The following is a 15,466-nucleotide window of genomic DNA, read 5'->3' on the forward strand; positions in this document are numbered from 1 at the left end:
GCTCGGCCCCGGCCCGTACGGGGCACTGCAGTCCGCCGACGCCAACGGCATCCAGCTGCCGTCCGGGTTCACCAGCCGGGTCGTCGCCCGGTCCGGCCAGACCGTGCCCGGCACGTCCTACACCTGGCACAGCGCGCCCGACGGCGGAGCCGTCTTCGCCGACGGCACCGGCTGGATCTACGTGTCCAACTCCGAGGTGTCGGGCTCGGGCGGCGCGTCCGCGCTCCGCTTCAACTCCAGCGCCACCGTCACCTCCGCGTACCGGATCCTGTCGGGCACCAACCGCAACTGCGCGGGCGGCGCCACGCCGTGGAACACCTGGCTGTCGTGCGAGGAGGTCAGCACCGGCTACGTGTGGGAGTGCGACCCGTGGGGCGCCCCCGCCACCCGCCGCGCCGCGATGGGGCGCTGGAACCACGAGGCCGCCGCGGCCGACCCGGTCCGCAAGGTGATCTACCTGACCGAGGACGCGAGCGACGGCGGCTTCTACCGCTTCATCCCCACCACGTGGGGCAACCTGTCCACGGGCACGCTGCAGGTCCTCACGGGCGGGTCCGGGACGTCCGGCTCGTTCTCCTGGGCGAATGTCCCCGACCCCGACGGCTCGCCGACCCCGACCCGCGACCAGGTCTCCGGCATGAAGGTCTTCAACGGGGGAGAGGGCTGCCACTACGCGGGCGACACCGTCTGGATCACCACCAAGGGCGACAACCGGGTGTGGCAGTTCAACCTGAGCAGCAACACCTACGAGCTCGCCTACGACGACAGCCTCGTCAGCCCCGGCCCGGCCCCGCTCACCGGCGTCGACAACATCACCGGCTCCACCTTCGGCGACCTCTACGTCGCCGAGGACGGCGGCAACATGGAGATCTGCCTGATCTCCCCGGACGACAAGATCTCGGTGTTCCTGCGGGTCAACGGGCAGAGCGGGTCGGAGATCACCGGCCCGGCGTTCACCCCCGCCGGGAACCGGCTGTACTTCTCGTCCCAGCGCGGCACCTCCGGATCCGGCATCACCTACGAGATCACCGGCCCGTTCCGCACCTGACGGCCGGGCCCTCCGCCGGCCCGCGGCGGTGACATCGCGGCCGGCGCGGCGTCCAGCGCCCCCTCCCCGGGCGCTGGACGCCATCGGCCGTCCGTGCCCAGGGGGCAGGATGGCCCCATGCGCCGAATTCTGGATCTTGACAGCAGGGACCTCGCCGCGCTGCGCGGCCGCGAGCTGACCGCGTCGGTCGCGGCGAGCGAGGGCCGCGCCGTGGTCGCCGAACTGTGGGCGGACACCGCGATGCTCGCCGCGGCCCACGGGACCGGCGGGGTCAGCAACATCGAGCTGGTGGCCGCGTTCGGGGCCGACATCGTCATCCTCAACCTGGTGGAGCGGGCGTTCGACGGCACCCGGTGGCGGCTGCCGGTCCTCGGCGAGTTCGGCTCGCTGGCCGACGTCGCCGAGCTCGTCGGGCGCCCCATCGGCGTCAATCTCGAACCCGGCGACGTGCCCGCGGGCCGGAAGGCCACCGTGGACAACGCCCGCCGCCTCGCCGACCAGGGCGCCGCCCTCCTGTGCGTGACGGCCAATCCGGCCACCGGCGCCGACCTCGCCGACCTCGCCGACGCCAGCCGGGAGCTGAGGCGGGCCCTGGGCGACGACGTGGCGATCTGGTCCGGGAAGATGCACATGGCCGGGCGCATCGAGCCGTTGAACGCCTCCGGCATGCGCGCCGTCGCCGAGGCCGGCGCGGACGGCGTGCTGGTCCCGCTCCCCGGCACGGTCCCCGGCGTGACCGGCGAGATCGCGGCCGAGGCGGTCAGGGAGATCCACGCCGCCGGAGCGATCGCGATGGGCACCATCGGCACCAGCCAGGAGGGCTCCCACCGCACCCTCGTCCCGCAGCTGGCGCTGAACGCCAAGGAGATCGGCGTGGACGCGCACCACATCGGCGACGCCTTCCTCGCCGGTGCGATGGACCCCGAGTTCCTCTACGACTACTCCGTCGCCATCCGCGGCCGCCGCCACACCTGGCACCGCATGGCCCGGAACGTCCGCCGCCGATGAGTTTTCGCGAGCCGCGTGGTCTGAAGGGAAGTGGACGTCACAGGCGTGTGCTAGATCGGATCTAGCGGACATCGCGCGGGTTCTAGCGCCTTCTTGATGAACACCCGAGACCTGATGAGGGAGGCAACCGATGATCAATGACGCGGCGCCCCTGCGGGTGGCGGTCATCGTCGGCAGCACCCGCGAGGGACGGGTGGGCGACCGGATCGGCTGCTGGTTCGCGGAGCAGGCGCGGCGGCGCGACGACCTCGACGTGGCCGTCATCGACCTGCTAGACGTGCCGTTCCCGGCCCGCTACCCGAAGGCGACCACCCCGGGGATCGCCGAGTTCACCGCCCGGCTGGGCGGGGCGGACGCCTTCGTGGTGATCACCCCCGAGTACAACCGCAGCTTCCCGGCCGCGCTGAAGGAGGCGATCGACTACGCCTACGACGAATGGCAGGCCAAACCGGTCGGCTTCGTGTCATACGGGATGGGCTCCACCGGCCTGTACGCGGTGGAGCAGCTCCGCACGGTCTTCACGGGCCTGCACAGCGTGACGATGCCGTGCCGGGTGGGCTTCGACCTCCTGGACGGCAGCGTCGACGAATGCGGCGAACCGTGCGAGGCGGAGGCGCCCGCGCAGAACGTCAAGTCGATGCTCGACCAGCTCACCTGGTGGGGCCTGGCGCTGCGGGACGCCCGCGCCGCACGCCCCTACGTCTCCTGAACCCCTACGTCCCCTGAACCCCTACGCCCCTGAACCACATGCGGAGAGGAACATCATGAGCAAGCAAGAACTGGCGATCGAGACCGAAGGGCTGGTCAAGACCTTCGGCAAGACACGGGCCCTGGACGGCCTCGACCTCCAGGTGCCCACCGGCACGGTGTACGGAGTGCTGGGTCCGAACGGCGCCGGGAAGACCACGGCCGTCCGCGTGCTGGCGACCCTGCTGCGGCCCGACGGCGGGCAGGCCCGGGTGTTCGGCCACGACGTCAAGAAGGAGGCCGACGCCGTCCGCGGCAAGGTCAGCCTGACCGGCCAGTACGCGTCGGTGGACGAGGACCTCACCGGCACCGAGAACCTGATCCTGCTCGGCCGACTCCTCGGCCACCGCAAGGCGGCGGCCCGCGAACGGTCGGCCCAGCTGCTGGAGGCGTTCGGGCTGGCCGACGCCGCCGACCGGCAGGTCAAGAACTACTCGGGCGGGATGCGGCGGCGCATCGACATCGCGGCCAGCATCCTGAACACCCCCGACCTGCTGTTCCTGGACGAGCCCACCACCGGCCTCGACCCCCGCAGCCGCAACCAGGTGTGGGAGATCGTCCGGCTGGTGGTGGCGCACGGCACCACGGTGCTGCTGACCACGCAGTACCTCGACGAGGCCGACCAGCTCGCCTCCCGGATCGCGGTCGTCGACCACGGCAAGGTCATCGCCGAGGGGACGCCCGGGGAGCTGAAGGCGTCGATCGGCGCGGGCGCGGTGCACGTGCGGCTGCGGGACGCGGCGCAGCGACCGCAGGCGGAGGAGGTGCTGGCACGGGAGCTCGGCGCGTCCGTCCAGCTGGAGGCCGACCCGGTGGCGCTCACCGCCCGCATCTCCGGCGACGAGACCAAGCTCGGCGCGGCCGAGCAGGCGTCCCGCGCCCTGTCCGAGCTGTCCCACGCCGGGATCACCGTGGACGACTTCTCCCTCGGCCAGCCCAGCCTGGACGAGGTGTTCCTGACCCTGACCGGTCACCACGCCGAGGACGGCGCCAAGAACGAGGAGGTGGCGGCATGAGCACCGCGACACAGGAAACGACCGCTTCGACGTACGTCCCGTCGGCGGACACCCTCGGCACCGTGCTGGCACGGGGCGACCGGCCGGCGAGACCGAGCGCCCTGTCGGCCTCGCTGACCTTCGGCTGGCGGGCGATGCTGAAGATCAAGCACGTGCCCGAGCAGCTGTTCGACGTCACCATCTTCCCGGTGATGATGGTGCTGATGTTCACCTACCTGTTCGGCGGGGCGCTGGCGGGCTCGACCAAGGAGTACCTCCAGTTCCTGCTGCCGGGGATCATGGTGATGAGCGTCGTGATGACCACCATGTACACCGGTGTCGCGGTGAACATCGACATCGAGAAGGGCGTGTTCGACCGGTTCCGGAGCCTGCCGATATGGCGGCCGTCCCCGATGGTCGGCTACCTGCTCGGCGACATGTTCCGGTACACCATGGCCTCGATCGTGATCCTCGCCCTCGGCCTGGTCCTGGGCTTCCGCCCGGACGGCGGCCCGGTCGGGGTGATCGCCGGGATCGCGGTGCTGGTGGCGTTCTCGTTCGCCTTCTCCTGGATCTGGACGATGGTCGGCCTGCTGATGCGCGGCGAGAAGGCCGTGATGTCGGTCAGCATGTTCGTGCTGTTCCCGCTGACCTTCCTCAGCAACGTCTTCGTCGACCCGGAGACGATGCCCGGCTGGCTGCAGGCGTTCGTCGACGTCAACCCGGTGACGCAGGTGGTGGACGCGGTCCGCGGCCTGATGGCCGGAGACAACGCCGGCGGCGAGCTGATGTGGGTGCTGGTCTGGGGGATCGTGCTCGTCGCGGTCTTCGGGACGGTCACGATGCGGCTCTACAACCGCAAGTAGCGGGACGGCGAAGATCGCCTGGCGCTCACAGCCGCCAGGCGATCTCGCGTTCCGGCCGGTAGGAGCAGGACGAGCCGGTGGAGACCGCGTCCCGGAGGTGCGCGGCGAGCTCGGGATGCCGCCGGTCGAGCTTGCGGAGTGTGTCCTTGATCCGGGCGGTGACCGTCTTGCGGGCGCGTTCGGCCTGGTCGCCGAGGCGGCGGGTGCGTCCGGCGAGCCCGGCGGCGGCGCGCAGCTCCGCCAGCAGCGCGGCCCGCTCCCGGTCGTACCCGGCGGCGCGCTCGTCGTCGCCGAGGGCCGCGGCCCGGTCGATCTCCTCGTCCAGGAGCGCCAGGCGGCGCTTGTACCGCGCCTTGGCCTCCTCGTCGAGGACGGCGTCGCCGCCCATCCGCCCGGCCGCGACCACGGTCTCGCCGCCGTCCGGGCTCAGCAGCCGCACCGCGGGGACGTCCACGCCCGGCCGTTCCAGCAGCGTGTGCAGGTCGTGCAGCCCCTTGCCGTCGGGCATGTGGACGGTGCGCCCGCCGAACGCGAGCGTCCAGACCTGCCCGTCGAACCGGAACACCTGCTCGGCCTCCGGAGCCGGGGCCGCGGGCTCGGCCGGCGCGGACGGCGCGGACGGCCGCAGCTCCTGGACGCGCCGACCGACCTGCCGCATGCCGATCTCGGCGGCGACCCGGCCCGCCTCGTCCAGCAGCCCGGCGGCGGCCTCCGCGTCGCCCGGCCCGCCGCGTCCGAGCAGCGCCTCGGCCAGCCGCGACGACGCCTCGATCGACCAGGGACGGGACCGGAGCAGATCGGCCGACCGGCGGGCCTCGGTGAAGCCCGCGACCGCGTCGTCCCAGCGCTCTTCGGCCAGGTCGAGCAGCGCCGTCCAGTGGCTCATCGGCCCGCCGATGTCGCAGCCGCACATCGACACCGCCCACAGCCCCGCGAAGGGCGCGAGGTCGGCCCGCGCCTTCGCGCACAGCTCCGGGTCGCGCAGATCCGCCGCCACCTGCGCCTGGAGCCGCAGCCACATCGGCATGACGGTCGGCGGATACGGCTCGGCGACCCCCTCGTACTGCCGGACGTGCGCCAGCGCCGCCCGCACGTCACCGCGCTGGACGGCCGTCAGCGCCTCCAGCAGCCGCGCGAACGGGTGGGCGACCTCGTTCAGCGCCCGGTGCACCTCGTCGGAGTCGTCGAACCGGCCCTCCAGCAGCCGCAGCGCCCACCGCAGGTGCTTGAACATCACCGTCCACTCGGCCAGGGGGCGCGAGCCGAAGGCGTCCACCTGGTCGAGCAGCTCGTCGGCGGCGGCGAACCGGCCGAGGAAGCCGGAGATGATGCTCTGGTCGGCCATCGAGGCGAGGCTGAACCGCGGCCGCCCGTTGCGCTCGGCCATCGCGACGAAGTCGTGGTACTGGTCGAGGAAGCGCGGGTCGCCCTGCTCCAGCAGCGCCACCCAGCGCAGCGACCCGGCGAAGTACTCCATCATCTGGTCGCCCGTCCGGCGCCCGACCTCGGTCATCACCCGGGTGAGCGCCTCGCGCTCGACGGCGCCGTCCGGCCCCCAGATCAGGGCGTACCGGGCCCACAGGGTGAACGACAGCTCCTCGTCGTCCCCCGCCTCCTCGGCCGCCGCGCCCAGATGGACGGCCAGCTCCTTGGCGAGGTGGTCGGCGGAGCCGGAGCCGGCCGATGGCCCGTCGCCGGTGCGGACCAGCAGGTCGTGCGCCTCGCGGAGAAGTTCGATCTTGAAGGCGGACCGCTCGGCGTCCTCGTCGTAGAGGTGGAGGCCGACCGCCACCCGGGCGAGCCTCTCGGGCCCGCCGGACGCGCGGGCCGCCGCGACGGTCTCGTCGAAGATCCGTCGGCTGCCGTCGTGGTCGCCCAGCGCGCGGAGCTGGTTGCCGAGGTCCAGCGCGACCCGCAGGCCGGCGACCGAGTCCCGCCCGGCGCGCTCCAGCGCCCGCCGGTAGTGCCCCGCGGCCTCCTCGAACGCCAGCCGGTCACCGGCGTCGCGGGCCGCGGCCTCCAGCAGCCCCACCGCCCGGGCCTGTTCCAGCTCCCCGCCGGACAGGTGGGCGTGCCGGGCCAGCTCCGTCACCAGCATCTTGTCGCGCAGCGCCGGGGCCGCGTCCACGGCCCGGACGACCGCCGCGTGCCGCCGCCGGGCCGCGTCCTCCTCCAGCGACTCGTACAGCGTCTCCCTTACGAGGTCGTGCGCGAACGCGAACCGTCCCCCGCCGAGCGAGGTCACCAGCCGGGCCGACGACGCCTGGTCGAGCAGCCGGTCGACGCTGGCCACCGGCGCCGCCGCGCACGCCGCGAGCACCTGCCGGTGGAACTCGTGTCCGAGCACCGCCGCGTCGGTGAGCAGCCGGGTCACCGCTACGGGCAGCATCGAGAGCCGCCGCCGCAGCGCCTCCCGGACGCCGGGCGCGATCGCCGTGACCGACCCGCCGCTGCGCCACAGCCGGGCCGCCTGCTCCACGAAGAACGGGTTGCCGCCGGTCCGCCGGTGCACCTCGTCGACCAGGCCGCCGTCGGGCTCCCGTCCGGCGGTGCGGGCCATCAGCGCGCCGACCGCGTCCCGGTCGAGGCCGGTCAGCGTCACGGTGGTCGCCTTCGCCACCAGCCCCAGCATCTGCGCCCGCAGCGGATGCTCGGCCGGTTCGACCTCGACGTCCCGGTAGGTGCCGACGAGCAGGAGCCGCTCGAACCACGTGTGCTGCGCGGCGAACTCCAGCAGCTTGAGGGACGCCGGGTCGGCCCAGTGCAGGTCGTCGAGGACGACCACGACCGGGCGGCACTGCGACACCGACACCAGCGCGGTGGTGACCGCGTCGAACAGCCGGAACCCCTCCGCGGGGTCACCGGTCCCGGGTTCGCCGAGCAGCACCGACAGCCCGCCGGCCGTCGCGTGCTCGACCTCCGCCCACTCGTCGGGGGCGGCGGACCGGCGCAGCGACCGGATCACCTGGACCCAGGGCCAGTAGCCGGGGGCGCTGCCCGAGTCCCAGCACGATCCGCTGAGCACGAGCGCGCCCTGCCGCCTGGCCTCCTCCACGGCCTCGGTCACGAGCGTGGTCTTGCCGATCCCGGCCTCGCCCGCGATCAGGACCAGCCCGCCGTGGCTCCCGGCGGCCCGGTCCATCTCGGCGCGCAGGACACCGGCAGGGTGGTCCCTCCCGATCAGCACAGGTGTCATTTGGGGCGGTCGGCTTTCGTGGACGGCACTTCCCCCTAAAAGGTAGCCGCTCCACTCCGGCTTCACGTGCTGAGATAGCTCTCCAGCCGCTCGGCCAGCTCCCTGGGATGGCTGAGCATCACGCAATGGCAGCCGGGGATCTCGTCGGGGACGACGCCCAGCCGCTCGGGCGCGAGCCTCCGGAAGAAATCGGCGGGGAAGAAACGGTCGTCCCTCGCCAGGACGAACCTCGTCGGCACATCCGGATGGGCCTTCAACGGCCACGGTTCGGAATAGGTGATGTTCGACTGGCCGCGCCCATGGCTCAACGCCTCCTCGGCCAGCGCGCGCGGGACGCCGTTGTAGAAGCCGATGAACGGGTCGTCGTTGCCGGTCAGGCCGCCGTCCTTGGCGGCCTGCTCCCTGACCGCCGCGCCGTGGCCGGTGTTGTCCCACCATTCCGCGGGGGCCTCGCCGGGGGCCGGGATCATCCCCGCCAGGTAGACGAGCACGTCGACCGGCAGCCGGTCGGCGATCAGCGGGGCGGTGAAGCCGCCGAACGAATGGCCGACGACCACCAGGTCCCGGCGGTCGCCGATCTCCCGGACCACCTGGTCGGCGGTCTCGCCCATGCCCTTGGTCTCGTCCTCGCAGGGCAGATCGGGGGCGACCACGTCATGCCCGCGGGCGCGCAGCTCGGCCTCCACCAGATGCCAGGACCACCCGACATCGCCCCCACCATGAATCAGCACAAAGGTAGCCATGACATGCAAGCCTCTCAGATGAGCAGTGCCGGGCTTCAGTGATCGGTGAGGGACAGGCCGGAGGCGGCGGCGTGGTCGAAGGCGTCGTCGATGAGCACCGCCCGGCGTCCGGACCGCTGGAGCAGGCTGCTCGCGGCGGCGGCGCGGTAGCCGGAACCGCAGTGCGCCCACACGGTTCCGGGCGGTACCTCGCTCAGGCGGTGGGGCAGCTCGGGGAGCGGGACGTGGGTCGCGCCGTCGATGTGCCCGGCCTCCCATTCGCCGCGCAGCCGCACGTCCAGCACGACGTCCGGTGCGGGCAGGTTCCGGGGGGCCGGCCCGGCGCGGGCCGCGGCCAGGTCGGTGAACGACGCGACGGCCATCTCGCCGAGGAGCGCCGTGTCCCCGGCGGCCCAGTCCCGCGGTGTCCCGGACGCGGCGGCGGCCGGGCGGTCGACGCCGATGCGCGCCAGCTCCCGCTGCGCGGTGGCGACCTGCTCGTGGCCGTCGCCCAGCAGTGTCAGGGGCGCGCCCCATTCGGCCATCCAGGCGAGCCAGGTCGGCATCGGGCCGTCCAGGCCGAAGCTCAGCGTCCCGGCGAGGTGCCGTTGCGCGAACGCCTTGCGGGAGCGCAGGTCCACGACCCACTCACCGGCGGCGATGCGTGCGCGCAGCTCGGCGGCGCGGGCGGCGTGCGCCGGGGTGAGGTCGATCAGGTCGGCGCCGGTGGTGTTGCGGGCGCCCATGTGCGCGTAGTAGGCGGGATAGGCGTCCAGCCCGCCGAGGGTCTGTGTGACGAAGTCGTCGGCCTCCAGCCGCAGCGCCGGGTTGGTCCGCTTCTCCTGGCCGATGGTCGAGGCCGTGGCGTCGGACTGCCGGACGGTGCAGAAGCTCCCGAAACCGTGCGTGGGCCAGATGTGCGCGCCGTCGGGCAGGAGGTCGGCCAGGCGGCGCGCGGAGTCGTGCTGCCGGCGGGCCAGCGGACGGGCGTGCTCGGACCCGAGCAGGTCGGTGCGGCCCGTGGTGCCGAACAGCAGCGACCCGCCGGTGAACACCCCGACCGGCCCGGCCGGCCCGTCCGGCCCGTCCGGCCCCGACAGGACGTAGGACAGGTGGTGGAAGGTGTGCCCGGGTGTGGCGACGGCGCGGATGCGCATCGTCTCCGAGACGGCGGTCTCGTCGCCGCCGGTCACGGCCGTCCGGTCGAAGGCGACATCGTCGCCGGCGGCGACCAGGTACGCGGCGCCGGTCACCCGCGCGAGCGCCAGCCCGCCCGAGACGTAGTCGTTGTGCAGGTGGGTCTCGGCGACGTGCGTGATCCGGACGCCCAGCCGCCCGGCCAGGGTCAGGAACCGGTCGATGTCGCGCTGCGGATCGACCACCAGGGCGGCCCGCCCGTCATGGGCCAGGTAGCTACGGTCGCCCAGGGACGAGGTCTCCACGACCTCGACGCGGATCACGGGCATGCTCCCCCCTCTTTCCTGTCGTTCTGAAGCACCGTGCCCCGCCGAGTCCGTCTCATCCGCACACGAAGGTCCCGGTCGAGGATTAGGGGCGTCCACCAGGGTGAGAACCGCGGAAGCCGATCATGGCGTTCCGGTCGAGACCGAAGGTGAGACGGAAGCGGTGCGGCAGGGTGACCTAGATGACAGGAACCGGTTTCGTTGGGAGCCTCTTCAGGAGCGGGTCATGAGTCGACCGAAGGGGACTCGGGGACAGTGAGTTCGACGAAGGGCCGCCCGGGCTTGGACGGGCCGCTGGAAGACGCGCTGGTCGGCACGCGCAGGTTCTTCACCCGCGCGAAGGTGTCGCCTGACCTGCGGACATTGACGAAGAAGGGCGGGCGGGAGGCGGACGCCTTCTACCGCGACCGCTGGTCGCACGACAAGGTCGTGCGGTCCACGCACGGGGTGAACTGCACCGGTTCGTGCTCGTGGAAGGTGTACGTCAAGGACGGCATCATCACCTGGGAGGCGCAGCAGACCGACTACCCGTCGGTGGGCGCGGACCGTCCCGAATACGAGCCGCGCGGCTGCCCGCGAGGCGCGTCCTTCTCCTGGTACACGTACTCGCCCACACGCGTCCGGTACCCGTACGTGCGCGGTGTGCTGCTGGAGATGTACCGGGAGGCGAAGGCGCGGACGGGCGACCCGGTGCTGGCGTGGCGCGAGATCGTCTCCGACCCGGAGAAGGCCCGCACGTACAAGGGCGCGCGGGGGCGGGGCGGCCTCGTCCGGGCGTCGTGGGACGAGGCGACCGAGATGATCGCGGCGGCGCACGTCCACACGATCGGCGAGTTCGGGCCGGACCGGATCGCCGGGTTCTCGCCGATCCCGGCGATGTCGATGGTGTCGCACGCGTCCGGCTCGCGGTTCATGTCGCTGATCGGCGGGACGATGCTGTCGTTCTACGACTGGTACGCCGACCTTCCCGTCGCGTCCCCGCAGGTGTTCGGCGACCAGACCGACGTCCCCGAGTCGGGCGACTGGTGGGACGCCGGGTACCTGATCATGTGGGGCTCCAACCTCCCGGTGACGCGGACCCCGGACGCCCACTGGATGACCGAGGCCCGCTACCGGGGCCAGAAGGTCGTGGCGGTGTCCCCGGACTACGCCGACAACGTCAAGTTCGCCGACGAGTGGCTGGCCGCCCAGCCCGGCACGGACGGCGCGCTGGCGATGGCGATGGGCCACGTCGTGTTGAAGGAGTTCTTCGTCGACCGGCAGGTCCCGTACTTCACCGACTACGTCAAGCGCTACAGCGACCTGCCGTTCCTGGTGCGGCTGGAGCGGCGCGGCGACGCCTACGTGCCCGGCAAGTTCCTCACGGCCGCCGACCTTCCGGGCGCCGAGGCGGAGTCGGAGCACGCCGCGTTCAAGACCGTGATCCTGGACGCGGCGACCGGCCGCCCGCTGGTCCCGAACGGGTCGCTGGGGTTCCGGTTCGGCGAGTCGGGCCAGGGCAAGTGGAACCTTGATCTCGGCGACGCGGACCCGCTGCTGTCGGTCGAGGGCGGGGACGCGGTGGAGGTCGAGCTCGCGCGCTTCGACGCCGCCGACGGCTCCGCCGCGACGCTCCGGCGCGGCGTGCCGGTCACCGAGGCCGGGGGCCATCTCGTCACGACGGTCTACGACCTGCTGCTGGCCCAGTACGGGGTCGGGCGGGACGGGCTGCCCGGGACGTGGCCGGCCGGGTACGGCGACGCGTCGCAGCCGTGCACCCCGGCCTGGCAGGAGGGGATCACGGGCGTCCCCGCACGGGCCGCCGAGCGGATCGGGCGGGAGTTCGCCGCCAACGCCGAGGAGTCCCGCGGCCGCTCGATGATCATCATGGGGGCCGGGACGAACCACTGGTTCCACTCCGACACCATCTACCGGGCGTTCTTAGCCCTGACGACGCTGACCGGGTGCCAGGGCGTGAACGGCGGCGGCTGGGCGCACTACGTGGGGCAGGAGAAGTGCCGTCCGGTGACGGGATGGGCGCAGCTCGCGGGCGCGCTGGACTGGACGCGCCCGCCCCGGCAGATGATCGGCACCGCGTTCTGGTACATCCACACCGACCAGTTCCGCTACGACCAGTTCAGCGCGGGCACCCTCTCGGCGGCGACCGGCGGCGGGCAGCTCGCGGGACGGTCCACGGCGGACGTGATCGCGCAGGCGGCGCGGCTGGGCTGGATGCCGTCCTACCCGACCTTCGACCGCAACCCCCTCGACCTCGCCGACGAGGCGGAGGCGGCCGGGAAGCAGGCCGGAGACCACATCGTGGACGAGCTGAAGGCCGGACGGCTGAGGTTCGCCGCCCAGGACCCTGACGCGCCGGAGAACTTCCCCCGCGTGCTGACGGTGTGGCGGGCCAACCTGCTCGGCTCGTCCGCCAAGGGCAACGAGTACTTCCTCAAGCACCTGCTCGGCGCAGGCTCGTCGGTGCGCGCCACGGAGTCCCCACCGGACGCGCGGCCGAAGGAGGTCGTCTGGCGCGACGAGGCCCCCGCCGGGAAACTCGACCTCCTGCTCTCGCTCGACTTCCGGATGACCAGTACCACGGTCTACTCCGACGTCGTCCTCCCGGCGGCGACCTGGTACGAGAAGCACGACCTGAACACCACCGACATGCACCCGTTCGTGCACTCGTTCAACCCGGCGATCTCGCCGCCCTGGCAGACCCGCAGCGACTGGCGGGCGTTCCAGGACATCGCCGCCGCGTTCAGCCGCCTCGCGGAGAAGCATCTCGGCGTCCGGAAGGACGTGGTGGCGGTCCCGCTGCTGCACGACACGCCCGACGAGCTGGCCACCCCGCACGGCCGCGTCGCCGACTGGGCCACGGGGGAGTGCGAGCCGGTGCCCGGCGTGACGATGCCGAAGCTCGTCACCGTCGAGCGCGACTACCCGGCCGTCGCGGCGAGGATGGCCGCGCTCGGCCCGCTCGCCGAACGGCTCGGCGCCACCACCAAGGGCGTCACCTTCGACCTGACGCGCCAGGTCGAGTACCTGAAGAACACCAACGGCGTGGTCCGGGGCGGCCCGGCGGACGGGCGCCCGTCGCTGCGCCGCGACGTGCACGCCTGCGAGATGATCCTCGCCTTCTCCGGGACGACGAGCGGGCACCTGGCCGTCCAGGGCTTCCGCACCCTGGAGCGGCGCACCGGCACCCGGCTCGCCGACCTGGCCGCCGAGCACGAGGGCACGCAGATCACCTTCGCCGACACCCAGGCCCGCCCCGTCTCGGTGATCACCTCGCCCGAATGGTCGGGGTCGGAGAGCGGCGGGCGCCGCTACTCGCCCTTCACCATCAACGTCGAGCGCCTCAAGCCCTGGCACACCCTCACCGGCCGCCAGCACTTCTATCTCGACCACGACTGGATGGCCGAGCTCGGCGAGCAGCTGCCGACGTTCCGGCCGCCGCTGAACATGCACGCCCTGTTCGGCGAACCTCAGCTCGGGGAGACGGGGGAGCTGGGGCTGACCGTCCGGTACCTGACGCCCCACAACAAGTGGTCGATCCACTCCGAGTACCAGGACAACCTGTTCATGCTGTCGCTGTCGCGCGGCGGCCCGGTGATCTGGATGAGCGGGGCGGACGCGGCCAGGATCGGCGTCCGCGACAACGACTGGATCGAGGCGGTCAACCGCAACGGCGTGGTCGTCGCCCGCGCGATCGTCTCGCACCGGATGCCTGAGGGGACGGTGTACATGTACCACGCGCAGGACAGGCTGATCGACGTCCCCGTGGCGGAGACGTCGGGGCGGCGCGGCGGGATCCACAACTCCCTCACCCGGCTGCTGATCAAGCCGTCGCACCTGATCGGCGGGTACGCGCAGCTGTCGTTCGCGTTCAACTACCTCGGCCCGACCGGCAACCAGCGCGACGAGATCACGATGATCCGCCGCCGGTCGCAGGAGGTGACCTACTGATGCGGGTCATGGCGCAGATGGCGATGGTGATGAACCTCGACAAGTGCATCGGGTGCCACACCTGTTCGGTCACCTGCAAGCAGGCGTGGACGAACCGGTCCGGCGTGGAGTACGTGTGGTTCAACAACGTCGAGACCCGTCCCGGGCAGGGCTACCCCCGCCGCTACGAGGACCAGGAGCGCTGGCGCGGCGGCTGGACGCTCAACCGCCGCGGCCGCCTCGCGCTCAAGGGCGGCGGGCGGCTCCGCAAGCTGCTGACGATTTTCGCCAACCCGAAGCTGCCGGGCATCGCCGACTACTACGAGCCCTGGACCTACGACTACCAGACCCTCACCGACGCGCCGCTCCAGGAGCACTCCCCGGTCGCCCGCCCCAAGTCGCTGTTGTCCGGCAAGGACATGAAGATCGCCTGGTCGGCGAACTGGGACGACGACCTCGGCGGCTCCATCGAGCACGGTGACAAGGACGTGCTGCTCGCCGGGATCGCCGACAAGGTGAAGCTGGAGTTCGACCAGACCTTCATGTTCTACCTGCCGCGGATCTGCGAGCACTGCCTCAACCCCTCGTGCGCGGCGTCCTGCCCGTCCGGCGCGATCTACAAGCGGACCGAGGACGGCATCGTCCTGGTCGACCAGGACCGCTGCCGCGGCTGGCGGATGTGCGTGTCCGGCTGCCCGTACAAGAAGGTCTACTTCAACCACCGCACCGGCAAGGCGGAGAAGTGCACGTTCTGCTTCCCGCGCGTCGAGGTCGGCATCCCCACCGTCTGCTCGGAGACCTGCGTCGGGCGGCTGCGCTACATCGGCCTGGTCCTCTACGACGCCGACAAGGTGCTGGAAGCGGCGTCCACCCCCGACGACACCGACCTGTACGAGGCGCAGCGCGGGGTGTTCCTCGACCCGTCCGACCCCCGGGTGATCGCGGCGGCCGAACGGCAGGGCATCCCCGGCGACTGGATCGAGGCCGCGCAGCGCTCCCCGGTGTACGCCCTGATCAACACCTACAAGGTCGCGCTGCCGCTGCACCCCGAGTACCGGACGATGCCGATGGTCTGGTACATCCCGCCGCTGTCACCGGTCGTGGACGTCGTCCGCGACACCGGCCACGACGCCGAGAACGCCGGGAACCTGTTCGCCGCGATCGACGCGCTGCGCATCCCCGTCGAATACCTCGCCGAGCTGTTCACCGCCGGGGACACCGCGCCGGTCGACGCCGTCCTGCACCGCCTCGCCGCGATGCGCGCCTACATGCGCGACCTCAACCTCGGCCGCGACCCCGACGACGCCATCCCCGCCCGCGTCGGCATGACCGGCGAGGCGATGTACGACATGTACCGCCTCCTCGCCCTCGCCAAGTACGACGAGCGCTACGTCATCCCCACCGCGCACGCCGAGGATGCCCACCACCTCGAAGAACTCGCCACCGACTGCGCGCTGAACTACGAGGGCGGGCCGGGCATGGGCGGTGCCGGCG

10 protein-coding genes are annotated in these 15,466 nt (G+C 72.2%); 7 read left to right on the forward strand and 3 right to left on the reverse strand.

Annotated elements, in window-relative coordinates:
* The 5 genes from E1264_RS28245 to E1264_RS28265 all read left to right on the forward strand — a co-directional run.
* A partial coding sequence (locus E1264_RS28245) for an alkaline phosphatase PhoX (RefSeq protein ID WP_132178483.1) occupies positions 1-1,048 on the forward strand: 1,048 nt, incomplete at its 5' end.
* Between the two features lie 117 nt (positions 1,049-1,165).
* Positions 1,166-2,056 (forward strand): haloacid dehalogenase-like hydrolase, encoded by an 891-nt coding sequence (locus E1264_RS28250; protein ID WP_132178484.1) that lies wholly within the window; start codon positions 1,166-1,168, stop codon positions 2,054-2,056.
* A gap of 130 nt (positions 2,057-2,186) precedes the next feature.
* Complete coding sequence (locus E1264_RS28255) at positions 2,187-2,765, forward strand: NAD(P)H-dependent oxidoreductase (protein WP_132178485.1); 579 nt, start codon at positions 2,187-2,189, stop codon at positions 2,763-2,765.
* Positions 2,766-2,820: 55 nt separating this feature from the next.
* A complete protein-coding gene (locus E1264_RS28260) occupies positions 2,821-3,819 on the forward strand; it encodes an ATP-binding cassette domain-containing protein (protein ID WP_132178486.1) in 999 nt (332 codons plus the stop codon).
* A complete protein-coding gene (locus E1264_RS28265) occupies positions 3,816-4,664 on the forward strand; it encodes an ABC transporter permease (protein WP_132178487.1) in 849 nt (282 codons plus the stop codon). Before E1264_RS28260 ends, E1264_RS28265 begins: the two co-directional genes overlap by 4 nt.
* 25 nt (positions 4,665-4,689) lie before the next feature.
* On the opposite strand, the gene E1264_RS28270 is transcribed toward E1264_RS28265, so the two are convergent.
* From E1264_RS28270 to E1264_RS28280, 3 genes are all read right to left on the reverse strand, one after another.
* Positions 4,690-7,860, reverse strand: coding sequence for an AAA family ATPase (locus E1264_RS28270; RefSeq protein ID WP_132178488.1), 3,171 nt, complete (start codon positions 7,858-7,860; stop codon positions 4,690-4,692).
* Positions 7,861-7,922: 62 nt separating this feature from the next.
* Positions 7,923-8,603 carry an alpha/beta hydrolase gene (locus E1264_RS28275; protein ID WP_132178489.1) on the reverse strand — a complete coding sequence of 227 codons (681 nt, stop codon included), beginning with the start codon at positions 8,601-8,603 and terminating at the stop codon, positions 7,923-7,925.
* Between the two features lie 35 nt (positions 8,604-8,638).
* On the reverse strand, positions 8,639-10,048 hold the full coding sequence (locus E1264_RS28280; protein ID WP_132178490.1) for an MBL fold metallo-hydrolase: 1,410 nt from the start codon (positions 10,046-10,048) through the stop codon (positions 8,639-8,641).
* Positions 10,049-10,300: 252 nt separating this feature from the next.
* Between E1264_RS28280 and E1264_RS28285 the strand changes: the two genes are divergently transcribed.
* Both E1264_RS28285 and narH read left to right on the forward strand, forming a co-directional pair.
* Positions 10,301-13,993, forward strand: a complete 3,693-nt coding sequence (locus E1264_RS28285; RefSeq protein ID WP_132178491.1) for a nitrate reductase subunit alpha — start codon at positions 10,301-10,303, stop codon at positions 13,991-13,993.
* Positions 13,993-15,466: nitrate reductase subunit beta (narH, locus tag E1264_RS28290; protein ID WP_132178492.1), on the forward strand; the 1,474-nt coding region annotated here is incomplete at its 3' end. The genes E1264_RS28285 and narH, both read left to right, overlap by 1 nt.

Origin of the sequence: Actinomadura sp. KC216 (assembly GCF_004348535.1) — a bacterium.
Taxonomy (GTDB): Bacteria; Actinomycetota; Actinomycetes; order Streptosporangiales; family Streptosporangiaceae; genus Spirillospora.